Source organism: Runella sp., assembly GCF_965279615.1.
In the GTDB taxonomy this organism is placed as follows: domain Bacteria; phylum Bacteroidota; class Bacteroidia; order Cytophagales; family Spirosomataceae; genus Runella.
Genome location: NZ_OZ257252.1, coordinates 613,192 through 638,669, shown reverse-complemented (window position 1 = coordinate 638,669; position 25,478 = coordinate 613,192). Strand labels below are relative to the sequence as shown.

25 protein-coding genes are annotated in these 25,478 nt (G+C 44.2%); 16 read left to right on the top strand and 9 right to left on the bottom strand.

The genetic code is table 11. The annotated features are described in order from the left end of the window. Window positions 1-6: 6 nt before the first annotated feature. Window positions 7-357, bottom strand: coding sequence for a gliding motility protein GldC (gene gldC / locus ACQY73_RS02900; RefSeq protein WP_428661194.1), 351 nt, complete (start codon window positions 355-357; stop codon window positions 7-9). Window positions 358-481: 124 nt separating this feature from the next. Beyond that, on the bottom strand, window positions 482-1,780 hold the full coding sequence (locus ACQY73_RS02895; protein ID WP_428661191.1) for a c-type cytochrome: 1,299 nt from the start codon (window positions 1,778-1,780) through the stop codon (window positions 482-484). Between the two features lie 226 nt (window positions 1,781-2,006). Here ACQY73_RS02895 and ACQY73_RS02890 point away from each other — a divergent pair, with 226 nt between their 5' ends. Continuing rightward, window positions 2,007-2,198: a hypothetical protein gene (locus ACQY73_RS02890; protein WP_428661188.1), complete on the top strand. Its 192-nt coding sequence runs from the start codon at window positions 2,007-2,009 to the stop codon at window positions 2,196-2,198. Between the two features lie 267 nt (window positions 2,199-2,465). Here the strand turns inward: ACQY73_RS02890 and ACQY73_RS02885 are convergent, their stop codons facing one another. Together ACQY73_RS02885 and ACQY73_RS02880 are read right to left on the bottom strand one after the other, a co-directional pair. Then, window positions 2,466-2,960: a response regulator transcription factor gene (locus ACQY73_RS02885; RefSeq protein ID WP_428661185.1), complete on the bottom strand. Its 495-nt coding sequence runs from the start codon at window positions 2,958-2,960 to the stop codon at window positions 2,466-2,468. Window positions 2,961-3,040: 80 nt separating this feature from the next. Beyond that, on the bottom strand, window positions 3,041-4,261 hold the full coding sequence (locus ACQY73_RS02880) for an ABC transporter permease (protein ID WP_428661182.1): 1,221 nt from the start codon (window positions 4,259-4,261) through the stop codon (window positions 3,041-3,043). A 233-nt stretch (window positions 4,262-4,494) separates the two neighbouring features. On the opposite strand from ACQY73_RS02880, the gene ACQY73_RS02875 reads away from it, so the two are divergent. The 10 genes from ACQY73_RS02875 to ACQY73_RS02830 all read left to right on the top strand — a co-directional run bounded on the left by ACQY73_RS02875 (window position 4,495) and on the right by ACQY73_RS02830 (window position 15,788). Further along, window positions 4,495-5,703 (top strand): ATP-grasp domain-containing protein, encoded by a 1,209-nt coding sequence (locus tag ACQY73_RS02875; protein ID WP_428661179.1) that lies wholly within the window; start codon window positions 4,495-4,497, stop codon window positions 5,701-5,703. A 52-nt stretch (window positions 5,704-5,755) separates the two neighbouring features. Beyond that, window positions 5,756-6,889, top strand: coding sequence for a MalY/PatB family protein (locus tag ACQY73_RS02870; protein WP_428661176.1), 1,134 nt, complete (start codon window positions 5,756-5,758; stop codon window positions 6,887-6,889). Between the two features lie 25 nt (window positions 6,890-6,914). Beyond that, window positions 6,915-8,120, top strand: a complete 1,206-nt coding sequence (locus ACQY73_RS02865; RefSeq protein ID WP_428661173.1) for an AAA family ATPase — start codon at window positions 6,915-6,917, stop codon at window positions 8,118-8,120. Then, the gene (locus ACQY73_RS02860) at window positions 8,113-8,850 is read left to right on the top strand and encodes a hypothetical protein (protein ID WP_428661170.1); all 738 of its coding nucleotides are present in this window, start codon (window positions 8,113-8,115) and stop codon (window positions 8,848-8,850) included. Before ACQY73_RS02865 ends, ACQY73_RS02860 begins: the two co-directional genes overlap by 8 nt. 135 nt (window positions 8,851-8,985) lie before the next feature. Continuing rightward, on the top strand, window positions 8,986-9,924 hold the full coding sequence (locus ACQY73_RS02855; protein ID WP_428661167.1) for a hydrogen peroxide-inducible genes activator: 939 nt from the start codon (window positions 8,986-8,988) through the stop codon (window positions 9,922-9,924). 185 nt (window positions 9,925-10,109) lie between these two features. After that, the gene (locus ACQY73_RS02850) at window positions 10,110-11,189 is read left to right on the top strand and encodes a sensor histidine kinase (RefSeq protein ID WP_428661164.1); all 1,080 of its coding nucleotides are present in this window, start codon (window positions 10,110-10,112) and stop codon (window positions 11,187-11,189) included. Window positions 11,190-11,234: 45 nt separating this feature from the next. Next, the gene (locus ACQY73_RS02845; protein ID WP_428661161.1) at window positions 11,235-11,954 is read left to right on the top strand and encodes a LytR/AlgR family response regulator transcription factor; all 720 of its coding nucleotides are present in this window, start codon (window positions 11,235-11,237) and stop codon (window positions 11,952-11,954) included. Between the two features lie 134 nt (window positions 11,955-12,088). Then, complete coding sequence (locus ACQY73_RS02840; RefSeq protein ID WP_428661158.1) at window positions 12,089-12,301, top strand: hypothetical protein; 213 nt, start codon at window positions 12,089-12,091, stop codon at window positions 12,299-12,301. Window positions 12,302-12,368: 67 nt separating this feature from the next. Next, window positions 12,369-14,654, top strand: a complete 2,286-nt coding sequence (locus ACQY73_RS02835) for a GH92 family glycosyl hydrolase (RefSeq protein ID WP_428661155.1) — start codon at window positions 12,369-12,371, stop codon at window positions 14,652-14,654. Window positions 14,655-14,735: 81 nt separating this feature from the next. Then, window positions 14,736-15,788 (top strand): VOC family protein, encoded by a 1,053-nt coding sequence (locus ACQY73_RS02830; RefSeq protein WP_428661152.1) that lies wholly within the window; start codon window positions 14,736-14,738, stop codon window positions 15,786-15,788. A 58-nt stretch (window positions 15,789-15,846) separates the two neighbouring features. Here ACQY73_RS02830 and ACQY73_RS02825 read toward each other — a convergent pair whose 3' ends face one another. Both ACQY73_RS02825 and ACQY73_RS02820 read right to left on the bottom strand, forming a co-directional pair. Beyond that, window positions 15,847-16,710 (bottom strand): alpha/beta fold hydrolase, encoded by an 864-nt coding sequence (locus ACQY73_RS02825; protein ID WP_428661149.1) that lies wholly within the window; start codon window positions 16,708-16,710, stop codon window positions 15,847-15,849. Between the two features lie 7 nt (window positions 16,711-16,717). Further along, window positions 16,718-17,164 carry a hypothetical protein gene (locus tag ACQY73_RS02820; RefSeq protein WP_428661146.1) on the bottom strand — a complete coding sequence of 149 codons (447 nt, stop codon included), beginning with the start codon at window positions 17,162-17,164 and terminating at the stop codon, window positions 16,718-16,720. Window positions 17,165-17,303: 139 nt separating this feature from the next. Between ACQY73_RS02820 and ACQY73_RS02815 the strand changes: the two genes are divergently transcribed. Next, a complete protein-coding gene (locus ACQY73_RS02815) occupies window positions 17,304-18,968 on the top strand; it encodes a T9SS type A sorting domain-containing protein (protein WP_428661143.1) in 1,665 nt (554 codons plus the stop codon). 39 nt (window positions 18,969-19,007) lie between these two features. Here ACQY73_RS02815 and ACQY73_RS02810 read toward each other — a convergent pair whose 3' ends face one another. Further along, entirely contained in the window at window positions 19,008-19,160 is a 153-nt protein-coding gene (locus ACQY73_RS02810) for a hypothetical protein (RefSeq protein WP_428661140.1), read from the bottom strand. Window positions 19,161-19,585: 425 nt separating this feature from the next. On the opposite strand from ACQY73_RS02810, the gene ACQY73_RS02805 reads away from it, so the two are divergent. Next, complete coding sequence (locus ACQY73_RS02805; RefSeq protein WP_428661137.1) at window positions 19,586-21,100, top strand: hypothetical protein; 1,515 nt, start codon at window positions 19,586-19,588, stop codon at window positions 21,098-21,100. Between the two features lie 135 nt (window positions 21,101-21,235). Here the strand turns inward: ACQY73_RS02805 and ACQY73_RS02800 are convergent, their stop codons facing one another. Together ACQY73_RS02800 and ACQY73_RS02795 are read right to left on the bottom strand one after the other, a co-directional pair. Beyond that, window positions 21,236-22,570: an ABC1 kinase family protein gene (locus tag ACQY73_RS02800; RefSeq protein ID WP_428661134.1), complete on the bottom strand. Its 1,335-nt coding sequence runs from the start codon at window positions 22,568-22,570 to the stop codon at window positions 21,236-21,238. 75 nt (window positions 22,571-22,645) lie between these two features. Next, window positions 22,646-23,281 (bottom strand): TetR family transcriptional regulator C-terminal domain-containing protein, encoded by a 636-nt coding sequence (locus ACQY73_RS02795; RefSeq protein ID WP_428661131.1) that lies wholly within the window; start codon window positions 23,279-23,281, stop codon window positions 22,646-22,648. Window positions 23,282-23,643: 362 nt separating this feature from the next. Between ACQY73_RS02795 and ACQY73_RS02790 the strand changes: the two genes are divergently transcribed. The 3 genes from ACQY73_RS02790 to ACQY73_RS02780 are packed head-to-tail and all read left to right on the top strand — an operon-like array spanning window position 23,644 to window position 25,467. Beyond that, a complete protein-coding gene (locus ACQY73_RS02790) occupies window positions 23,644-23,904 on the top strand; it encodes a hypothetical protein (RefSeq protein ID WP_428661128.1) in 261 nt (86 codons plus the stop codon). 2 nt (window positions 23,905-23,906) lie between these two features. Further along, entirely contained in the window at window positions 23,907-24,749 is an 843-nt protein-coding gene (locus ACQY73_RS02785; protein WP_428661125.1) for a DKNYY domain-containing protein, read from the top strand. Continuing rightward, window positions 24,691-25,467: a hypothetical protein gene (locus tag ACQY73_RS02780; RefSeq protein WP_428661122.1), complete on the top strand. Its 777-nt coding sequence runs from the start codon at window positions 24,691-24,693 to the stop codon at window positions 25,465-25,467. The genes ACQY73_RS02785 and ACQY73_RS02780 overlap by 59 nt, the downstream gene beginning before the upstream one ends. The last annotated feature ends 11 nt before the right edge of the window (window positions 25,468-25,478 follow it).

Here is a 25,478-nt window from a genome sequence, read left to right as displayed (position 1 = left end):
ATTGTATTATTGCCCTTTTTGGGCGGCCTGCATTTCTTTTTGAAGGCGTTTGCTCAGGCTCATGCCTACTTCATCAATTTGAGCGGCCATGATCTCGTCGCCGGTAGCATTGCGTAAGGTATCGGCCACGCAACCGAGCATTTCGATGCAAAAACGCTTCATTTCAGGCACTTCCATGTCTTTCGTCCACAAAGGGATAAAGAGCGTACCCTTATGGAAATGATCCCAAACTCCTACCGCAATCGCTTTGGTTTCTTCCAATCCTTCATTGGGGTTGTCGGTTGCTTCCCAATATATTTTTTCGGGAATCTTCTCGTGATCCTGTTCAATGGTAAAATGTATTTCTTTCTTTGTCATTGGTTTTATTCCTAATTAATAATGTAAAACTAAGAATTAGAACCTATGTATACGAAAAATAGTTCTGTCTTACCCTTGATATGTACGAGTGAAACAGACGATTAAGAAACATAAAAAGCCAATTTTACAGCTTCCCTACAATTTTAGTTTTAGCGCCGTTCAGCTCTTTGGACTGCAAATGGATTTCTCTTTTTGAAATATATCCGATCACTTCATTGGTCGTTATTTCGATCAATTGCACCTTATTTTGTTTGTGTAAAAGACTGCATATCGTTTCTACGGGAGTAGGTTCGGCGTGCTTCGGTCGAATATCGATCGTTAATTTTACGCGTAAGGCATTGATTTTTGATATACTGACGACGCCTTCAACATCGCGGACAGTATCCATTTTTTTATCAAAGACCTCAAGTTGGTCAATGGCATAATCGCCGGACAATTGAGATGCTAAATCCGGCTTAGTTTCAGAAGCTTTAGGTTTGAACGTAACGGTTTGATTTTCGATAGGCGTGAGTGATTGAAGGTAGCTGTAGATAGCGCCGAGATCTTCTTCGTTCATTCCGCCGTAAAAAAGCCACGGCATGGGCGTATTAAAACCACCCTGTGTTTCAAAAGAGTTAAACGTTTCGGGGTCAAAAGCCTTAAAACGGGCAATGAAAGCTTCTTTTGTCCAATGACCCAAGCCTGTTTTCAGATCAGGCGTTAAATTGGCCGACTGCACCGTACCGCCGGATAATGGAAAGGCCAGGCCACCCGCAAATGCCTTTTTTTTGACCGACAATCCCATACGTCGTTTGGTATGACAATCCCCACAACCCGCAAATGTGACCAGGTATTTTCCATACCCGATGGAATCCTGCAAAGCGGGTTTGGCCTGCGGCTCTGATTTTTGAGGCATTTTTTTCAAAATAGGTTTTAACCAAAAGTCGGGTTTGGATGCCGGAACGGTGTTTTCGATGGAAGGAACGGTACGTAAATAAGCGATGATGGACACAATGTCTTCGCGGTCCATTTTTCCGTAATTCAGGTAAGGCATCATCGGCAATAATGCTGTCCCATCTTTGGAAACGCCGGTGGTAATGGCGCGATAGAGTTCACCATCCGTCCAATTTTTTAGCGTTGCAGGTGTTAAATTTTTTCCGTAAAAGGTGCCCGGAAGCCCCATTTTTTTGTCAAATACTTCGCCGCCGGCGCCATGCGTTCCCGGTATTATGGGGCCGGCAAATTGAGAATGATCGCGTCGGGAATGGCAATCCATGCACACGGCGACGTGGTTAGCCAAATAGTCGCCCCGCTGAACGCGCTCGGGAGTGATGTTTACGGCTAAGTTGGCAGGCTGCCCTATGCGTGCCTGTGGGCTTTTACACCGCACAAGGGCAAAGCACACAACTACCTGCGTGAGGAGAATAATTGAACGAAATTTCATTGTTTTATGACTGTTTTTGAATTCGGACAACCAAATTAGAAATTTCCCCCAGTTAATTATCCGAATTTTTTGCTGTTTTATTAAACGTTCTCATCGAATTTAGATCATTATGGCATTGCGCAGGAATTGGTAGCCTTGAAGTTGGGTTTCAATGCCTTGCAAAGTAAACTCGAAAAAGTAGCGCCTGCCGAATCGCAGACCTTAACTCAACTGCCAGAACAATTAAATGAATCCTGTACGGAAGTGCGCAACATCGCGCACGTACGGCAAAAGCTTTGATTTTGAAGAAGCCAAGCGCAAAGGCAGCATGGGATTGTTGAATATTTTGAGTCGCATAAGTATTTTGGGTGGCATTTACACTTCCGAACCGGGGCAATCTTTCGGAACGATTTCGACAATACGAGTGCCGGTAGATTAAGGGGGTAGCCACTACGTGGCAAAACGCTCGACAATGTGTTTTATGCTACAAATAGGTAGTGCCTACGGCACAGAAATACCATGTAATGCCGAATGGCCTATGCGGCTATCTGTTTGCAGCATAAAACTATGGAATTTCAGCTAGCCTGATGGGGATGTAGGAAGTGGCTGCTACGTGGCATTTTTGTGCCGTAGGCACTATCTATTTGTAGAAAAAAAAGATTTTTAACATCAATATTCCTCGTAGAGGCTATCCTAAGCATTGGCGTTACACCAATTTGTGTTGCAGCGCAAACCGTACCAATCCCACAATGCCATTCACGTTGAATTTTTGAATGAGATTATTACGGTGAATATCTACCGTACGGGGTGAAATGAAGAGTTTTTCACCGATCTCAGGACTTGAATAGCCTTCAGCAATGAGTTTTAGAATTTCAAGTTCCCGTTGCGAAAGTTGTTCAAAGAGTGCGTTGGCGGGAGAATGCGAAGAATGCACCAAGACTGCGGCCACTTCACTGCTAAAATAGATATCTCCCTGCGCTACTTTGCGGATGGTTTCACTGAGTTCGGATTTGGACGTATTTTTAAACAAAAAACCTTTTACTCCTTTCTCTACGGCACGGTGAATGATATCTTTTGTGTTGAGCTGCCCGTTGGCGGCTTCTCCGACGATTTCTACAAATTCCAAACTCTCCAACAACGCCCGAAAACCTTGTCTGACCGGATGATGATCGTCGGCGAGGATGAGTTTTATTGTAGCCATTTCGTAACGTCAAGCAGAGGAAAGAAAGCTTATGCCTAACAAGAATACTAACTATTGGAGAGACAATCAATAGGCGTTCCCTACTTTTTAAACACCAGTGCCTGTATTGGTCGGATACGGCTGATGATCAGCGTAGGCAACAGCAAAATAAGCGCTATGAGCAGGATGATACCAACGTTAAGCAAGAGAATTGCTTTCCAGTCAAACACAATGGGAACCGTGTTCATGAAATAATTGGTAGGGTCGAGGGGAATGAGGTGAAAGTAAGATTGAATCATGCACAGACCTATGCCAATGATGTTACCAATAAGTAATCCTTTTACGGCCAATTGAATACCGACGTAGAAAAAAATGCGCCGTATTTGGGTGTTGGGGCTGCCGAGGGTTTTCAAAAGTCCGACCATTGGAGTGCGTTCCATCATCATCACGAGCAATACGGAAGCAATATTGAAACAAGTGACAAACAGTACCAATACCAGCAAAATGCTCGTATTTTGGTCCAGTAATTGAAGCCATTCAAACAAAGGCCGAAACCGATCCGTGACCCGTTCCATGCGCATGTCTGAGGGGAGTTGCCCGTAGAGTGCTTTGGCAGTGGTTTCCAATTGATCAAAATCGTTGACAAAGTATTCGTACGCACCCACCGAATCCGATCCCCAACCGTTGAGACGTTGTACCAACCCAATGTCGCCCAAAACCAACTGATTGTCAAATTCTTCCAGATTGGTTTCATAAATACCTACAATGTTGAGTTTACGAACGCGCGGCGGGTTTTGCACAAAATACATGATGATGTTATCGCCGACTTTCAGATTTAATTTTTGAGAAATGACGCGGCTCAAAATAATTTCCTCGGCATAAGATGTATCCGAAAACTGAATGGGACGACCTTCTACCAGACTTTCTTTCAGCAGTTGCCAGTCGTAGTCGCGTCCAACGCCTTTGAGAACGGCTCCCTGTATTTCATCGGATGTTTTGAGAATACCGGCCTTGTGCGCCACGGCCTGCCGATGGCGAATGCCCGGGATCTTTTGCCATTGGTCATAAACAGGTGTATGCAGCAAAATGGGCGATTCTTCAAACGATTGATTAAGCGTCAGTTTGGAAACCTGTATATGTGAGCCAAAGAGGAAAACTTTTTGGTAAATAGTACCTTTAAACCCAAATAATACGGCCAATGCCACGATACCCACAACCACACCCAACGCGATGGAAGCAATACCTACTCTTGAAACGGTCGCCGAAAAGGTGGCGTTTTGGGGCTGACGAATGCGACGGGCAACGAAAACGGGGAAATTCACAGCCTGCGTTTGGTTGAAAGATTGATAGTTTGTATGTTTGGAAAGTCCCTGCAAAGGAAGCACATTCTTTTTAATCAACCTAGCGGCCTGAACCGGCCTGAACCGGTCAAAGCCGGTCAGAGCATAATTGGAAGGTATTCAGAAAGAAATAATCACAGTACAGAGCGTGCTTGTGAAGCAACAATCAACAAAATTGTACATCCGAAATCAACAATCGAAAATTCGTTAAACCTATGAGCCTTACGTTTCTCTGTATCACTTGTTACTTTAAAGGAGGGGATTTTATGCGGGCTTGTAAAGAAGCCGGCAACACGGTCTATTTGCTTACCGCCAAAAGAACAGAAGGCAAGGCGTGGCCGTATGAATGCATCGACGAAACGTTTTACCTGGAAGACGATTCCAATACGCTCTCTAATTTTGAAAACATGATCAAGGGGTTGGCGTACGTAATGCGGACCCGTAAGATAGACAGAGTGGTGGCCTTGGATGACTTTGATGTAGAGAAAGCGGCCATTGTGCGAGAGCATTTTCGAATTCCGGGTATGGGTCAAACCACCGCCCGCTATTTCCGCGATAAGCTGGCCATGCGCGTACAGGCTCGTGACGAAGGCATTAATGTGCCGGTGTTTAGTGGATTGTTCAATGACGTTGAAATCACCGAATATTTGCGCGCCTCCACACCGCCGTGGGTCATTAAACCTCGCGCGGAAGCTTCCGCCGCAGGAATCAAAAAAGTATATAGTTTTGACGAAGCGTGGCAGACCATCCATAGTTTGGGGGAAGAAAGGCACCTTTTTTTGATCGAGCAATTTAAACCGGGTGCCGTTTATCATGTAGATGCGCTGACGTTGGGAGGGAAGGTCATTTTTCAGCGCAGCAGCGAATACCTCAATACTCCTTTTGAAGTGGCGCACGGCGGCGGTATTTTTCGTTCGGTAACGGTGGAGTTCAACTCCAAAGATGCCAAAGCGCTCAAAAAAATGAACGAGCAGGTGCTGAAAGCTTTCCATATGAATTACAGCGCTTCGCACACGGAAGTCATCAAATGCCACGAAGACGGCGAATTTTATTTCCTGGAAACGGCCTCCCGGGTAGGTGGGGCGCATTTGGCCGAAATGGTGGAAATGTCGTCGGGCATAAACTTATGGCGTGAATGGGCTAAAGTAGAAAATGCGCAGGCAATTGGCGAAAGTTATTCTCTGCCGGATGTTCGAAATGACTATTCAGGCATTATTATATCCTTGGCGCGCCAGCAATGGCCTGATTCTTCGCCGTTTAACGACCCTGAGATCGTTTGGCGAATGAACGAAGAATACCACGTAGGGCTTATTGTTCAGTCTGTGAGCCGGGCGCGTGTGCTTGAATTGATGGACAAATACGCCCAAATGATTCAAAACGATTACCACGCTTCGGCTCCTGCAAAGGATAAACCAACCCATTAATTAATGAGGAGTGAGTAAGCAACTCACTCCTGAACACTCACTCCTTCACAACATGTCTATTTTCGATCAAATCATTGATCTGCGCGATGTTAACAGTTATAAATGGGATAAATATGCCGATCCTGACGTAATTCCCGTTTGGGTTGCAGATATGGATTTTGCTCCCGCTCCCGCCATTACAGAAGCACTCAACCGAGTGACACAGAAGGGATTTTTTGGGTACACCCATGTGCCGGATGAATTAACTGAGGTAATGATCCAACACCTCAAAACGAAGCATGGATGGGAAGTGAAGAAAGAATGGTTTCTGTGGTTTCCGGGATTAGTACCGGGCATAGCGTTGGCCATTCGCGGTCTGACGCCCGAAGGCGCAGGAGTTATGATGACTCCGCCGGTCTACCATCCGTTCATGCTCGAAACCCGCAGTGCAGAGCGCGTACTTCAAAAAGTGCCATTGTGCGAAAAAGACAACCGTTGGACGTTTGATTTCGACAAAATAAAAGCAAGCATTATCCCCGAAACAAAGCTGTTTTTGCTCTGTAATCCCCATAATCCCGGCGGAACGGTATTCAGTCGGGAGGAATTGCAGCAGTTGTTGGACATTTGTTTGGAAAACAACATTTTGATCTGCTCCGACGAAATTCACTGCGATCTGATTTTGGACGAAACCAAACACCATATTTCGATTGCCACATTGAGCGAAGAAGCCGCCCAAAATTCCATTACGTTGTTGGCCCCTTCCAAAACATTCAATATTGCCGGTTTAGGCTGTTCATTGGCCGTTATCCCCAACGATGAACTGCGCGCCAAATTTATCAAAGCCAAAGCGGGTTTGCTGACTGCGGTATCGGGACACGCGTATGAAGCAGCGTTGGCCTCTTACCGTGACGGTGCCGAATGGCACAAAGAGTTGTTGGTCTATCTTCGGCAAAACTATAAATTGGTCGATCAGGCAGTGCAGGAATGCAAAGGACTGAAAATGCTGCCCGTGGAAGCTACTTACCTGGCATGGATCGACATTCGACAAACAGGCATGAGCGATGCAATTCAGCGATTGGAAAAAGCGGGAGTAGGCGTTTCGGATGGTATTCAATTTGATGGAGAGGGATTTATTCGCCTCAACTTCGCCTGCCCAAGGTCGCGCTTGGAAGAAGTTTTACGACGGATGAAAACGGTTTTTGTGTAAATTTACGTTTGAAGTAACCGAAATCATGGAAAATCAACCTAATTATATTCGCGGAATTGTAATTGAAAATGTTCGTTGCTTTGGTAATACTCAATGGATTTATTTTACTGAAAATAATCAATTTGAAGGTAAAATAGCAATGTGGAATGTGATTTTAGGAAATAATGGAACTGGTAAAACAACAATTTTAAGAAGTATTACAAAATTGCATTATGCATTTTTTGAAAATAATCAACCTGTTTTTCTGGAGACTAAACACAAAGAAAAGGAAGGAACATTAGCATTGCATGCTGCAGATCGATCAGTAGTTGCAATTAAAATTCAAAATTTTTTACTTAGAGAAAACACTATCATTAACGCTAACCAAGACTTGCCGCCTATTTTTGGCTATGGAGCTTCTCGGAAAATAGGCACATTTGGAATAGCAGAAGAACAGGATAACTTCCCAAGAACACTATTTAGTGATGAGGCTACACTTTTAAATGCAGAAGATTGGTTGATTCAGGCAGAATATTTATCCTTAAAAGAAGGAGATAAATACAAAAGAAGATATGAAATAATAAAAGATATTTTACAGAAACTCCTAAAAGATGAAATTTCAGAGTTTAGCATAAAAACAGAAAATAATACACCTAAGGTTTTTTTTAAAACGCATTATGGAGAAGTGCGTTTGCATGATTTAAGCTTGGGCTATAAAACATTAATAGCTTGGGTTACTGATTTAGCTCGTGGGTTAGTTGAAAAGTATCCTGATAGCATTAATCCATTAGCCGAACCTGCTATCTGTCTTGTTGACGAAATTGATTTGCACATGCACCCGCAAATGCAGCGGAATGTAATTAAGTTTTTACGGGAAACGTTTCCCAAAACGCAGTTCATCTGCACAGCGCACAGTCCTTTAATTGTCCAGTCGGGAGCGGATGCCAATCTTATATTATTACGCCGAAATGGAGAAGAAGTGGAAGTGGTAAATGCTGTAGATGATGCCAAAAACTGGCGTGTCGATCAGATATTGGACAGTGATTTGTTTGAAAATGTGAGCAGTTATGCACCATCAGTTCTACAAAAGGTCAACAAACGGCGTGAGATATTGCTCAAAGACAAGCCTTCTAAAAAAGATAAAGCCGAATTGTCAAAATTAGATGCTTCATTGGATAATCTTTCGGTGACTGAGTCGCCCGAGTACCTTCAAGCGCTCAAAATTCTGAGCAAAGTACAAAAGAATGGTTAAGATAGATAAAAGCAAGGTTAATATTCCTGCTATTTTAGGTGTTGAAGGAAAAGGAGGAGTCGCAACTAAAGAGCTGATTGAACTGTATGAGAACGGAAAACGCGATTTCAAAACCACTGATTTCTCTTCTAAAATTTATGGGGACAAAACTGTAAAAGCGCTTTTATTAGGTATTCAACACGGGAAATGTTGCTTTTGCGAGCAAAAACGCCCTTGCGGTCGTGAGGGTGATGTTGAGCATTTTCGCCCTAAAACCGGATTTCAAATAGATAATTCAAATGTACTTGTAAAGCCGGGGTACTATTGGCTTGCTTACGATTTCGACAATCTCTTTTATGCCTGTAAGGTTTGTAATCAGGAATACAAAAAGAATTTTTTCCCGCTTGCCGATGAGACAAAACGAGCTTACTCTCATCATAATGATCTTAGACTTGAAGAATGTCTGATAGTTCACCCTGAATTTGATAATCCGGAAGACCATATTGAGTTTGTAGCTGAAATAGCTAAACCTAAAAATAATTCACTTAAGGGAAAAACAACTATTGAATTGGCAGGATTAAATGATAATAGATTGGCAGATGAGCGATTAAAATATCTTAAACCACTCCTGATATTAGCACCGTTTGCCAGAGAAGGAAATCAGGAATCGCAAGAACATTTTAAAGAAATAGGAAAAAAAGAACACCTCTTCTCTCTCATGGTTCGCTGCAATTTTCCTGATTTGGTCTAATAAAAAGCCCTATATGTTTTGTCTGCTGATTTATTTTTCCCATTTTAAAAATCCACTTACCATCACTTTTTATTGGGTAAAGCAAAACTATCTTTACGTCAATTTATAAAATTGACATTTTGATAGATAAAATCTATGACAATCGTACAGCTCGAATATTTAGTTGCACTGGATACCTACCGACACTTTGCCCTTGCTGCCGAAAACTGTTTTGTGACGCAACCAACGTTGAGTATGCAAGTACAAAAGTTGGAGGATGAGTTGGGGGTAAAACTGTTTGATCGGAGCAAACAACCGGTGGTTCCGACCGAAATAGGGGAGTTGATCATACGCCAAGCGCGCGTCCTGCTGCGTGAATCTTCTAAAATAAAAGACATTGTCGACGAACATCGCGGCACCGTGGCGGGCGAAATTCGGGTGGGGATCATCCCCACGTTGGCGCCGTATCTGTTGCCTTTGTTTCTGGATAATTTCATCAAAAAATACCCGCAGGTCAAACTGAAAGTAATAGAACTGACGACCGAGCAACTGCTTTCCAAATTGAATAAAGATTTGCTCGACGTTGGCATTGTGGTGACGCCGTTGCAGGACGACAGAATCACGGAATATCCCCTTTTTTATGAAGAATTTGTGGCTTATCTGTCAGAATCAGAAAAAGCGTACCAAAAAGAATTTATCCTCTCGGAAGACATTGACCCCAACCATTTGTGGCTTCTGGAGGAAGGACACTGTATTCGCGGGCAGATCCTTAATATATGTGAATTACGGAAGCAGAACGCTCACATGCGCAATTTTGAATACGAAGCCGGCAGCATCGAAACGCTCAAACGAATGGTAGAGCACTACGGTGGGGTAACAATTTTACCCGAATTGTCACTGAAAGATCTAACCGACCGGCAGCGGTTGCAGATTCGGCGCTTTCATGCGCCGATCCCTATCCGGGAAGTAAGCATCGTCACGTTGCGACATCATATCAAGAAGGGCATCATTGAGGCAATGAAAACCGAAATTCTGAGCGTAATCCCCGAAAAAATGAAACAAAGCGATGCCGGGAAGGTGATAGATTTGGGTTAAACGGCATGTAAGCGCATTTACGAAGAATATCCCTATTAGATGCAATTTCGTCTAAATATTCGCGCTAAACGTCGCTTCGTTAAGGCTGATACATCCGTATTTCATAACTTTAAGGTAAAGGGTGGTTAAATTTTAATTAAATTTAACTATACCGCTAGCCTTTTATCGTTTTAAATCGTATTCGTATGATAGCTCAACCGATCACTTTACCTGCGCCTGCCAAAAAAATTCCCTGGAAGCAGCTTTTAGTTGTTATTACCCACATTTTCTTTTGGGCCTGCTTTATTTTTCTGCCCTTTATTTTGATTCAATCTCAGCAACCCTCTGCTGATACGCAACCAAAGTTGAGTGCAGAGCAACGGGAACGTATTTGGCAGCTTACCTTTTATTTTAGCCAACTTTTCTCCGTGTTGCTGTTTTATGCAAACTCAGAAGTATTCCTTCCAAAAATATTCAAAAAGCAGGGACTCGGAATTTACCTGCTTATCTTATTGACTTCATTTATCGTCATTTTGACAATAACCTATTTCTTTCGGTATGGTTTGATGGGTTTTGCACCACGGACGTGGTTTACGTATTCCACCTTCTATTCATTGATCTCTGTCATTGGAATCAGCACGTGTTTTCAGTTACTGAGTGATTATCAAAGAGAGCATCGACTTCAGAATGAACAGGAGAAAGTACGATTACAGTCGGAATTGTCGTTTTTACGTTCGCAGATAAGCCCTCACTTTATGTTCAATCTGATGAACAGTTTGGCGGCATTGGCGCGTAAGAAATCAGATATGCTTGAGCCCATGATCGTGAAAATGTCGGATCTGCTCCGGTATATGCTGTATGATTCGGATGATGCCAAAATTCCTTTGGACAAAGAGATCAATTATCTGAAGAGTTACGTAGATTTACAACAAATGCGTTTTGGTAATAAGGTGAAAGTAGAAATGGACTTTAATACACCCGTCAACGGATTGGCATTGGAGCCTATGCTGCTGATTCCTTTTGTCGAAAATGCGTTTAAACACGGGACAGGGTTTATTCGGGAGCCTTACATTCAAATTGCGCTGGCAACGGATCGGCACAAACTTCGTTTTAGGGTACAAAACCGCTTCAACAGTGATTTTGTCGAGTCAAAGGATGGAAGTTCAGGCATCGGATTAGCCAACGTTCGGCGGCGTCTGGAGTTACTTTACCCCGAACAGCATACATTTAAAATTTCGAAAGAAAAAGACATCTTCATTACAGAAGTAGAAATTATTCTAAAATAATTCGCTTTTTTTTGAAGGCCTTTTCATCAACTTAACCATTTTTTTATGCGTAAACTTCGCTGTATCGCCGTTGATGACGAGCCTTTAGCGCTTGAACTCTTGGAAGATAATATTCGTCAGGTTCCTTTTTTAGAATTGGCGGCCGGTTGTCAGAATGCTTTTGAAGCAATGGATATACTCCACGAACAAAATGCAGACTTGGTTTTTTTAGATATTCAAATGCCGGGGATCACGGGAGTTCAGTTCCTGAAATCATTACAGGGACAATCCACCTCGCCCATGGTCATTTTTATTACGGCTTATGAGCAATACGCCCTGGAAGGGTTTGAGTTGGATGTGGTTGATTATCTGTTGAAACCGGTTTCTTTTGACCGCTTTTTAAAAGCGGCCAACAAAGCATTTGAACTGTTTAAATTACGTCAGCAAACGCCTTCTCCGGAATTGTTGTCAACGCATTTTTTTGTCAACGCCAATTATGCATTGGTAAAAATACGGTACGACGAAATTACGTACATTGAAGGCTTAAAAGACTACGTAAAAATTTACCTGACCTCGGCGCGCCACCCCGTCATAACGCGTATGACGTTGAAAGGGATCGAGCAAAAATTGCCAACGCACGAGTTTATGCGGGTACATAAATCGTACATTGTTTCGCTGGATAAGATACAATCGGTACGCAATCTGAAGATCCATATTGGAGAGGCCATCATTCCGGTCGGTGAGCAATACGTGGAAGAGTTTATGAAATCCATTGGAGAAAGTTGATCGCTTCCTCTCTTTTTACGGTTTAATCGTCGCGACAATTCAGGTTTTGATATACATATACGTTTGTGGTATTGAACTTTTTACGACTTTAACATCTAAAGTTCACACCATCAAATCGTTCCGTTATCTGTACCATGAAATACGTATGCGTAAAATGCGACGAAGAATTGCCGTATGAGCAAGCCTTCAATGCTCATACTGAAATCCTTGACCGGAAAGATGAGACTGTATACCTTGAATCCGTAGATGATGAATGGATCGGCGAACGTTGCCAGATATGTTCTAAGATATGTTCGTTCGGCAACCTTTTTATCATTAACAGGATCAACCAATCCCTTAAAAGATAATACCCGGAAAAGGCTTTTTAAGTATAAAAAAGCCTTTTTGCCTTTTTATGGCTATACACTATATTGCATGAAATATTTCGTTTTCCCTCTTCTTTTTTCTTCTTTTTGTCTTGCCCAAAAAAGCCCTGTTCAGTACGTTAATCCTTACATAGGTTCTGCTCCCGCCACGACCGAAAGCGCTCGTAGACACAGCGAAGGTGCCAGTGAACTGCGCGGTCAAATTGCACCTGTCATCGGGCGTCCTCACGGCATGACCACGTGGACGCCTCAAACGCGTGCAACGGAAACAAAATGCATAGCGCCCTATTATTTCAACGACCCAAAGATCAACGGATTTCGGGGGAGCCATTGGCTCAACGGGAGTTGCGTACAGGATTATGGCAGTCTGGCAGTGATGCCGCTTTCGGGAAAATTAGTGGTTTCGGCTGAAGAAAGAGCCTCCCGTTTTACCCACGAACAGGAAGTAATTACCCCCGCTTATTACTCCGTTGAACTCCTCGATTCGAAGATCAAAGCCGAACTGACCGCTACCCAAAGAGCGGGGATTTTGCGTTTTAATTATAGAAAAAAAGAAGCGGCTTTTCTGGTCATTGAACCCAATAGTGATGAAGGTGAAGGCTACGTTGAAGTCTTTCCTGAGCGCAAAGAAGTGGTTGTTTATAATCCTGTACACCGCATTTATCAGGGTGCCGGCCAATCGGCGGGATTTAGTGGATATTATGTGATTCAGTTTGAAAAATCCTTCAAATCTTACGGGGTATGGAAATCTAACAGTGTTCAACCCAGTGAAAAACAGGCGAAAGGAAGCGGGAGGCGAGAGAAGGTAGGTGCTTATATAGAATTTGAACCGGAAGAGAATTTAGTGGTAAATGTGCGGGTAGGGTCATCCTTTACGGATTTGGAAGGCGCTCGGCGCAACCTTGCGGCCGAACTTCCGCACTGGAATTTTGACCAAATAAAGCGCAGCGCAGAGCAGGCCTGGAACCTGGAATTAGGCAAAGCGCAAGTAAAGGGCACGGAGCAGGATAAGGTCGTTTTTTATACTGCGTTATATCACTCTAAACATACTCCTAGACTTTTTTCTGACGTTGACGGACGCTATCCCGGCTTTGCCGAAGACGACCAAATTCATACGGCCAAAGGCTTTGATTATTACTGTGATTTCAGTCTGTGGGATACCTTCCGGGCGGCTATGCCGTTGCATGCATTGTTGGAACCCAAACGCTCCGCTCACATGATGCAATCGTTAGTAAAGAAAGCAGAGCAGGGAGGATGGATGCCCATTTTTCCGTGTTGGAATCACTACACCGCCGCCATGACCGGCGACCACGTGGCATCCGCGATGGCTGATGCCTACGCCAAAGGGATTCGTGGTTTTGACGTTGAAACGGGCTATCATTATTTACGGCAAAATGCGTTTGTGGCTAACCCCGATCCCAAGAGCTATGAGTCCGGCAAAGGCCGCCGAGGCATGGAAAGTTATTTAAAATACAACTACATTCCGTTGGAAGATTCGGTATGGCAGGCATTCCATAAACGCGAGCAAACGTCGCGTACGCTTGAATATGCTTATGATGATTTTTGCCTCGGTACGTTGGCAAAAGCGTTGGGGAAAACGGCAGATGAAAAAACGCTTGCACTGCATGCTTCCAGCTATCGAAATGTGATCGATCCGCAAACCGGTTGGGCGAGGGGAAGGTACGCGGATGGGCGTTGGAGTACCAATTTCAATCCTTTTGCTACGCGAGCATCTTTCATTACAGAAGGCTCCCCGGCACAATACACGTGGTTTGTGCCGCACGCTATTGGCGGCCTGATGAAGATAATGGGCGGCAAAGAAAACTTTGTTGCCAAATTGGATTCTATGTTTGAGAAAGGATACTATTGGCACGGCAACGAACCCGGACACCATACGGTTTATCTGTACGCTTATGGAGGTGCTCCCTGGAAAACGCAACGTTGGGTGCGCAAATTGATCAAAGAAGAATATACGGCTGAACCGGGCGGATTGAGTGGCAATGAAGATGGCGGTCAAATGTCGTCGTGGTTGGTGTTCAGCATGATGGGCTTTTATCCCGTGTGCCCCGGCAAGCCATATTATGTGTTGGGGAGTCCGAGTTTTAATGAACTGTTGCTTACGTTGCCCAATGGGAAATCGTTTAAACTTATTGCCACCAATAATTCACCCGAAAATTGCTATATTCAATCGGTACTATTCAATGGGAAACCGTTTACAAAGCCTTATTTAACGCACAAACAATTGACGGAGGGCGGAATATTGACGGTGAAAATGGGGCCAAAACCAAACACTGCATGGGGGAATAATGCGCCTGAGTTGTCATCTGATTTTTAGCCGGATTATGGTCATCCTAAACGGGTGTATTGAAAAATAACGTAAATTGGCCGCTAATAACATACTTCCTTTTCTAACAATATGAGCAACCTAATCAGTGGAATCCAGCAAGTGGGCATTGGTGTTCCGAACGCCAACGAGGTGTGGAAATGGTATCGAAAAACGCTTGGATTGAATGTCCCCATTTTCAATGATGAAGCAGAAGCAAAGTTAATGACGAAATATACGTCAGGAGAAGTGCGAAGTCGGCAAGCCATTATGGCATTAAATATGGCCGGCGGTGGCGGCGTTGAAATATGGCAATATAAAAATCGTGTACCGGTAGAGCCTGATTTTCAACCTGAATTAGGGGATCTGGGCATTTTTGCGATCAAAATAAAAAGTATAGACGTTGCGAAATTTCACGCTCAATTAGCGAAAGCTGAAAATAAATCGCCGCTCGGCATTTCTCCTGAACAACGCTCGCACTTTTGGCTGAAAGACTGTCGGGGAAATATGTTGCAGATCGTTCCGAATGATTCATGGTTTCGTCCCAACGAGTCACTCACCGGTGGCGTTTGCGGAGCGGTAATCGGAGTGAGTGATATGGAAAAAGCCATCCGGTTCTACGCCAATACGTTGCAGATCAGTCAGGTTGTATACGATAAAACAGGAACTTTTGATGATTTCGATTTCTTAGGTGTAAGACAACAAAAATTCCGTCGTGTGTTGCTTCGTAAAACGCTCGGAGATACCGGGGCTTTCGGGAAGTTGCTGGGTGGAATAGAAATTGAATTGGTGCAGGCGCTTGATCGCACTCCGCGCAAGATCTTTGAAGATCGAGATTGGGGCGATGCCGGTTTTATTCACCTGTGCTTTGATGCGCTTGACATGAATGCCCTCAAAGCCCGTTGCGAAGCCAATGGTTTTCCCTTTACGGTAGACAGTGCCGATTCGTTTGATATGGGCGAAGCGGCCGGACGTTTCTCATACGTAGAAGATCCCGATGGTACGCTTATTGAATTTGTAGAAACGCACCGAGTGCCTATTCTCAAAAAACTGGGCATTTATTTGAACCTCAAGAAGCGTAAAAAACAAACGCACCTTCCTGATTGGATGGTCGCAACGCTGGGTTGGGGCAAAGTGAAGGATTAATAGTGTAGACAAGATTTCAGGATTGACAGGATTATCCTGTTAATCTTGAAATCCTGTCTCAATTTACCGGATAAGCTTCTTCCAAAAAATCAATCACGGCATTGGTAAACGCGTGGTTGGAATCACCCGCCACCATGTGCCCCGCTCCCGAAACGGTCAGGCTGCGTACGTGCGGTACCGCATCCAAAAATTCAGCCATCACACGGTCACTGACCACATCACTCATTCCTCCCCGTACGATCATAGTAGGAGATTTAAGGTGTTGAGCAGCCGTAAAAAGGCGTTCTTCATACTCAATTTGTTGGTCGGGCGTAGTGTTTTTCCACACTTTCAACATCGTAGGGTCCCAGTGCCAATAATACCGCCCATTGCGCAGGCGCAGGTTTTTCTCTAACCGCGAATGATCGGTGTCTTTCGCGCGCTGCGGGAGATAAGCCGCCACCGCTGCCGCTGCTTCCTCCAACGAAGCAAAACCACTTTCCATGTGAGCACTCATGAAAGCAAAGATACGTTCAATGCCTTTTTGCTCGGCTTTTGGGGCAATATCCACCAACACAATGGCAGAAGTGAGCGATTCTTTGGACTCTCCTTCCAATAACATCGCCGTAATTCCACCCATGGATGCGCCGATGAGGGCAGGCGTCCCGCCAATTTGTTGGATGATGGCTTTCAAATCGCTGACCAGCGCATCTACCCAATAATGGCCTTCCGGCGACCAATCGCTGCTGCCGTGGCCTCGGGCATCATACGTGATGGCGTACCAACCACGTTCGGCAAGCCGCCGTGCCGTATCGCCCCAAGAGTGGTGAGTTTGCCCGCCTCCGTGCAATAAAAGAATGGGTGGAGCGCTTGAATCACCCCACCCTTCGGCATAAATGTAAAAATTGGGTTCCGTCTCAAAACGGATAACAGAAGATCGCATACGTTGATTATAAGGCAGGAACCAGTTCTAAATATACTTGAAAGGTTAAGCCGTTGTAGACGATATTATTCAGCAACACCATGCGCGAACGCTCCAATTTATTAATGGGAAATTGCCCTTTCAGGTCTTTGATATCAATGTCAAGGATTTTTTCATTATCTAAAAAATTCCAAGTACCGCCGTTAATGACCGTACGTGCAACAGGGTCAATGGCTCTTACCGTTTTGTCATCGCTGAATTGGATATTTATCCCGAAAAGTGCTTTAGATTGCTCCGGTAATGCAGCGGTGTTGATGACATTGCCGTTCAAATCCGTAATTTTGTCTACTTTCCAAGGGTTGGTTGTCAATACCCTTACCGTTGTTTCGTTGCTTGGCTCGCCGGTGGTCGTGCGATTGCAGCTCAGCAAAAAGAAAGTCAATACGAAAGAATAAATGAACGTCAGTTTTTTCATAGCTTGTTTTACGCGTTAGATTTGCACTCAAAATTAGTGCTTTTATTGTTTTATGCCGTATATATTGGGCTTAAAGTTAAGCGTTATGAATTAGGTATTCATTGTTTAAGCCCTGATTATTAATAAATAACGAGTTTTTATGCGACAAAATAGGGGTTGGTTAGCGGGACTGTTTGCGTTGAGTTTTTCTGCTTCTTTTGCTCAGGAATGCGGTACGCCTTTGCAGTGGACGCCCGTTCAGAGAAATAACGCTATTGAATGGGAAAAATTTCCGGACTTTTCACTTCCTTTTACGATAATTTACGAAGGGCCGCGCTTCGGCGACACCCGATCTTGGCCTTTACGGCGGGGGTTCAGCCACTTAGCAAGCTTTTCAGGCAATGAAAGTGCCGACCTCCCCGTCAGTAAACGCGCCATTACCTGGTACCACGTGGCCACGGATGCCAATACGCAACCTTGGTCCGAACGTAATTTGGAAAGCCCTTGGGCAAATGACCTTTCGCTGTATCGCAGTACTTGGAACAATCAGTTGCGGAATATGGCGAGCTTATTTAACGACTCCCGCGATACCGACCGTCCCGCGTATGACATTATAGCCCTTGACATTGAGCGTATTCATGATACCGACCGCGAAATTCTGACGATCAAAAGCAATCAACGCGTCCCTGAAAATTACCGAAATCTGAGCGATGCCCAGTTTGTGGACCGCTATAAGCGTGATATGCAACGTCTTTACGCGGCACCTACTGATTACGTACGCGAGCGTACCGACGCTGCTACAAAATTGGGAAGCTATAGCGATGTGATGATCAGAGGCAGTTTCAATAATTGGCTGGGAATGACGCTGACCCCTTGGAGCGACTGGACGACCGATCCGAGTCTGATTCTGCATGTAATGCGGGATACACTTACCGGAAAAGTCGGCGGTCCTTTTCATAACCAACTGAATTTTCTGACACCTTCGTGTTATTATTATTACGATTACACTACCTCGCCCTTTGGGAAAGATTACTTGGCGTACATATTATTTGTGATTGAAGCCAATCGCGCGTGGTCTACCAAGCCCATTATTCCGTTTGTTTGGTTGCGTTACCATGATGCCTTTAATCCAACCATTCCGTTTGTGCCCAATTTTGTGGCGGAAGCTACGGCTATTTTCCCGTTTTTTTCCGGTGCTAAAGGACTTTGGCTTTGGGATGCGCCCGTAGGAGATACCCGACAGGAAAACTACGCTACTTACGAATATTTCATTGCGGCGTTGCAGCGATTATCACAGTTCAAAGCATTTTTTGAAGGTGATAATGAACTGGTTATTCCTCAACCGGCAGTGGAATCCGCTAAAAATAAATCCGCTATTTGGCGGGGTGTGATCAAAGGCAGTGAAATTTTGATTGCTGCCCAAAATCCTTACGCTACTTCTGATACCCAAGTGACAGAAGTTAAGCTGTCTCACCAAAATTGGCAAAAAAACATTTCCCTGAAAGGAAGAGAGGTTTTTCTGTGCAAATTTGACTACAACACTATTTCATCGATCCCTAACATACCGTCTCTGTTGAGCCTTAAGGTAACACCCAATCCAACCACAGACAAGGTTGTGTATAGTTTTGAAAGTGCTACAAGTATGACCGGCAATGCTCAATTGGTTGATATGACCGGACGGGTGTTGGCTCAGGATGAGTTTACGGTCAATGTAGGCCTTCAAAAACACGAGTTTCGGGTCAATCAGTTGCCAACCGGGACCTACGTTCTACAGGTGCAAGCCGGGAAATATAGAATGAGCGAGCAGGTAGTGGTGGTCAGATAATAAAAAAAGGCTGTAGATTCAGCCCTAACGTTATTCCTACTATACTTTCCCTCCGAAAGGTTGCCCTGTGCGGGCGAGTGCTTCAAAAACTTTATGTTTACGTAGAGTAAAGGCTTCAAACTGCCGATACCAACTTTTTCGTTGCGAATCCTGAAAATAAGCAAAAATGTACTTGAAATTAATTGCGTTCATGGTGCTGATTGTTTGATGAATATGATACAAAGTTCGGAATAATACAATATATGTCCAAATATCAAATTTGAATAGTACAATTTATAGCTATTGAAATGCCGGAAACACCTCAAAGTTGTTAAGGAGATGCTGTAAGTTCTTGAAATAATTACATGCTATATTGTCTTACTATGAAGTAAATCCTTGTATTATGATGGTAATTTTAAATGAATTCTTGACAATTAAAGTCGAATAATTAATTTACATATTTCAGATCGGAAAAGAAAATATAACGCAGTTTTTGGAGAAACGCTAAAAATTGACGCGTAGAGCAATGATGATTCGCGTCAACTTTGCTTTATAGATAAGGCATTGGAAGTTTTACAGGCAATATGAATAAATCTTTTCAGGTCCGATTTTCTAAAATTTCACTTAAATAATCAGTTATGCAATTACTCCAATCGGGCACTTTCGAAATCGGTTATCAAAATGGTTTTCTTCGTCAGATCAAACATGAAGGGTCAGAAGTAGTAAGAATGGTCTATTTTGCCGTACGCGACCATAATTGGGGGACGTTTGCTCAGAAAATAGAAAATGAGAGCATTCATAGCAGAGGAGACAGCTTTTCTATTTCGTATAAGAGCATCAATATAAACGAAGCACAAGAGCCTGTTTTTGAGTGGAATGTAGGTATCAACGGTGGCGAAGACGGGACCATTGTTTTTGAAATTCAAGGGAAAGCCATACAGCCGATTCGCAGAAACCGTGCAGGTTTTTGCATTCTTCATCCAATTCAGGGAACTGCCGGGCAGCCTGTTTCGATCTTTCATGATGATGGTACAAAAACGGCGACTCATTTTCCGCATTACATTGCCGCGCAGGATCCTTTTCTGAACATTCGCACCATGCAGTGGCAGGCGGGAAACGGAGGCGGGTATCATCTGGAATTTGCAGGCGATCTGTTTGAAACCGAAGATCAACGCAACTGGGGCGATGCTTCGTATAAAACGTTTTGTACCCCGCTTTCACGGCCTTTTCCCGTTCAATTACAGGAAGGAGACAGTGTTTGGCAACGCGTTACGCTGCGCCCGATCTCCATACCGGAACCTTCTGTATTACCTACGCCGGACGAAAAGGCAGAAGCAGAAAAAAAGAAGGTAGTATTGGGAATTGCCGCTTCCGTGGAAACTGAAATTTTATCAGAGAAAGCGGTGGAGTTGTTGAAATCGCTTTCGTTGAGCCATTACCGTATCGACTTACAACTTTCGGCAGAAGATTGGATAAGCCAATTTTCAAATCATTGCGAAAACGCCGCGTTACTTAATCTTCCACTCGAAATAGCCTTGTTTTGTGCGGATGATTTTGAGTCTCAGTTAGCCGATTTTGCAGGTGTATGCCGCCAAAATAACTTGAAAGTGAAGCAAGTGTTGCTTTTTTCGGCCAAGCAATTAGTTACCCCGCAAGCGTTGATCGACTATATTCCAACGTTTAAGCAACAGCTTCCCAACGTAAAGATCGGCGTAGGAACAGACTATAATTTTACCGAGCTCAATCGCAACCGATTTGATGCGGGAGACGCCGATTTTGTGAGTTGTTCGTTTCATCCGCAGGAGCACGCATTTGATGACTTGACGATCATGGAAAATGCCGAAACGGTGAAATACTTAGTAGAAAGCGCCGAAAATATGTACCAAAAAACCGTTCACTTATCGTTTATTTCGCTGCGCAAACGCACCAATCCTTACGTAACCAACTCGACTGATTTTACATTACCGCTTAAAAGACAGTTGGATAGCCGTCAAAAAACAGAATTCGCCGGGCAATGGGCAACACAAGTGTTGGAGCATTTAGCTCAAACAAATGTTGCTTCCGCAACGATGTTTCGTACTGTGGGAGAATTGGGAATTATGAACGCGGAAGGGGAGAAATATCCGATTTTTGAAGCGTTATTACAACGATGAATAGCTGGTTACCACCAATGGTTGATTTATGAATTGTGTGACCCCGGATGGGGTCATAACGTCTATAGACGAACATTTTTCTATAAACGTATGACCCCATCCGGGGTCACACAATTTATTCAATTATAAACATTTTTATGAGACTTGCGCCGCCTGCTTTTTGCTCCGCAGCCACTCCGGACGATTGGTCTTTACGCGGGCGCCGAGTTCGTTGAGCATAGAATATAGCCCAAAATAGGTGCGATTTACGTACAGGCCGTCTTTAGAGCCGCGAGCCACTTTTGAATTACGGATTTCTTCCACTTTGCCCAATTCATCGGCAAAGGCATAAACCGTGTCAAAATAAGAATGGTCACCGAAATCAAACTCATCTACCGCGAAGGGCTGGCCTAATAAGCGAATCATTTTTTTAAATAACTCAGTGAACAACGCTTTTTCACGCGGAGCATCTTCTTTGACCAAAAATTCAAGATTGTAAAATATCTTTTCGGTCAATTCGTCATCATCAACAGTATCGGGATTGATGAGTGTGAAGTAATTATCGTAGAAATATTCAGGAATCACCTTTACGCAACCAAAGTCAATAACGCCCATTGTGCCATCTTCCCGCATCAGAAAATTGCCGGGGTGAGGATCGGCGTGAACCTGCCGCAATTGATGCACCTGATGGTCATAAAAATCCCACAACAACTGCCCGATACGATCACGCGCTTCCTGCGAAGGATTGGTTTGTAAGAAATCCTTCAAATGCAATCCCTCCAACCAATCCATCGTCAGGATGCGTTTGGAGGATAATTCAGGGTAATATTTCGGAAAAATAAGCCCTTCGATGTGTTTGCAGGCTTCGGAAATTTCGATGGAACGGCGCAATTCCAGATCATAGTCGGTTTCTTCCAACAATTTGGTTTCGACCTCTTCGGTATAGCGCTCTACGTCTTTTTCATTCAGTCCAAACAGCGTCACGGCCATTGGTTTGACCATTTTAAGGTCAGAGCTGATACTTTCGGCCACGCCGGGATATTGCACTTTGACCGCCAGGTGCTTGCCGTATTTCCACGCTTCATGCACTTGCCCAATGGAAGCGGCATTGACGGCATTGATGTCGAATGTATCGTAAAGTTCGTGCGGCGCTTTGCCAAAATAGCCGCGAAAGGTTTTGACCACCAATGGCCCCGAAAGCGGCGGCGCGGAATACTGCGACATCTGAAATTTGTCCACGTATTGGCGCGGCAACACGCTGCGGTCCATGCTCAGCATCTGTGCGACTTTGAGGGCCGAACCTTTCAATTCGCTCAATGACTCATACACATCCGTGGCGTTGTCCTGATGAAGTTCGTCGCGGGAAATGGTGGGGTCAATGATCTTTTTGACGTTGTATTTCAGGTAGTTGCCGCCAATTTTGGCCCCCGTTTTCAAAAACTGCGTGGCCCTTGCTACTTTGGAGGTGGGAATTTTATCTTGTTGTTTCATTGCTGAGAAATCAGAAATGAGTAGCCGGAAGTGAGGCGTAAATAAACTTTACCACCCATTTGCGGCGCCTCATTTCTATCTGTTTTGGTAGACAAATTTGGCTAGATCAACAACCGTGTCTACAAGGGAGCGGCCCATGAGATCAAAAGCGGTGTTGACGGTTTTTTCAATGGCGGTGTCGGTCAATTCAAAATTGCGGCTTGTATCTTTGACCCAAAAATCTAAAATGTATAAAGTGTTGAGCCATACGGCTTCCGGATAACGGCTTGATACATAAGGGCGTGCCACGATCTCTTGACTTTCGCGACCTTCGTACATCAGATCACGTGCGTAAGTATTGAACGCTTCCTTGAAAGGTCGCAATTCCTGCGGATTTTTGGCGGCTACGGGTTGAGCTAATTTACGGTAGCTGTAGGTCACAAAACTGCGGTTCGATTTCAGCACTTCCACCCACGTATAGTAAAATGCCAACAGCTTTTCCCGTACCGAATACCCTTGATACGTAGGGTCATTTTCGGCATTGGTGCGGGCCTGTTCAAAAAACGATACCCATAGATCCATGTCGATGGCTTCGAAAGAAGTGTAAAATTCGTACAACTCTCCTTCGGTCATTTTCAGTTTTTTGGCAAATGCGTAAAAAGAGGCGGGAGGCTGCCCGTGGTCGAGCACGTACTCAACGTATGCTTTGCGGATTTTTTCGGCTTTTTCCATGGAAAATGTTGTCTGTTGTTGTGGTATTGAATTGCGCGCTAATGGCTGAAATACAATTTATTATGACTGGTGAAACGTCTTTTTGATGTTGTTTTCGATTAAATCACAAAAACTGAACTGATTGGCTTTGCATTATTCTTTATTGACGACTAAACTACTCATTAGAGACAACGAACTGTGCCGGAAAAAGGTTTGTAAAAAAGCCATTTTTCGTAACTGAATGCCCTTTTTTCTGATTACGGTTTTTGCCGAATTTACACCCATTCTCCCCACCTTTTCACCAAATCCGCCGGTCTTACATTCTCTGTTTTCTGCGCTTGGCGCGGTATATACTTTTGTGCCATTCCATATCAAATACAAGCATGATTGGCAAGATCGCATTTTATTTATCGTTGGCATTGGCGGTGGTGATGGCCGGGTTTATTGTGGTCATCTATTTTATTCCCAAACCTACCGAGATGGCCCTTCAACGGGGATATTATGCGGTATTGATCGGGGCTGTGATTGCTTTGTTGTTGGGAGTACTCTCGCTCGTCAAAGAAGGTTTTCGTATCCAAACCATCGAAGCACTTATTTTTGCGGGGGTCATTTTATGGTTCTATTTTCAGCTAACTCCTTTATAATTATGTTGAGAACGATCTTTTCGCTGGGAATTGCCGCTTTTGCCCTGTTATTCAAAGGATGTAAGTTGCCGGAAGGAATGCGGAACGGCTATGCCTTTGAAGACGGAAAAGTGGTGCATTATGCCGGTTTTCCCGCTCGGAGAATTGTTATGGAGCAGGCGGATGCCGCCTCTTTCAAAGCAATTAATGACAATTATGGCAAAGATAAACACTACGTTTTTCTATCGGGAAAAGTAATTGAGAATGCTGACCCTGCTACGTTTGTGTTTTTGGGCGGCAGTTATTCCAAAGATAAAAACCACGGTTATACCCGCGATGAGATCATCAGTACGGACGCTGCTCATTTTGAGATCGTTCCCAATCCGGAGGAAACACCAACCAACGTAACTGCACAGGGCATTGCTTATGCAAAAGACAGTCGGTACATCTACAAGGGGAATTTTAAGATCACCAATGCCGATCCCGCTACGTTCGAATTCGTGCCGATGTTTAACGGCTATTACGTGTGCAGGGACAAAAACTACGTATTCTGGCAAGATAATCCGTTGGAAGGGATTGACGGACAGAGTTTTAAACGTGTATCGGAAATGTATTTTAAAGATAAGAACGGTGTTTGGTCGATCTCTTTGGGCCGAACTATTGAGTGGGTACCCGTTCCGAGCGCCGATGCGGAGACATTCACTGCGGTGAAACGCTTTTACGGCCGAGATAAAAACAGCGTTTTTTACGAAAATAGAAAAGTAGAAGGCGCTGACCCTGCAACGTTTGAAGAAACTGAAAATTACGGTGGAAAAGATAAAACCGGCAACTACCAATCGGGTGTTTTTATCACAGGCAAGCGCTAACCCTTTGGGGATATTGTTCGATGCCGTTTTTTTAGCGTTCAATTTTTTAGCAGAGCCTTTGCTGCACCGCTATTTATTGGATAGATTGTTTGCCGATACCGCAGCCAATAAACCTGATCTGATGGTGGGGGCACTGGTACTGGGAGCCATTGTTGCCCAAGGCTTAGGATTGTATTTACGTCGAAAAAGGGCTGCCGAAGCGGTGCAAAACAATCGTTTGTGGGATTCGTGGTTTGCGTTGCCGATCTTTTTTATTCTGATCTTTCATTTTGCCCTATTTGGAATATTTCTCGTGATTGTCGGGGTCGTAAGCATAGATCCCGACGCAAAAGGGTGGGAGTTTCTGCTGTGTGTCCCGGTCGTGCTGTTCATGACGTGGTGGGCCATCCAAAATACGCGCCCCGACCACTACCGGAAACCATCGCTTCAAGACCGCGTTGAAGATGGATTCGGGACATTGCTGCTGATATTTTCGGGAATTGTATTGACGACCATTGCGTGGAGCGGATTGATTACCAATAATGTACTTCAAGGCACATTTGCAGAAGATTCGATAGGAGATAAGGTGAGTTATACGCTGCTGTTGTTACTTTTCTTTGGAATGTATTACCTGCCGGCGCGACTGTCGTTTCTGGTGTGCGATTTCAATAAACCCCAAACATGGCTGCGGTACGGATTGGTCTTTTTGCCTTTAGCCCGAAAGATTTGGTTTGGATAAATACGTTGTCA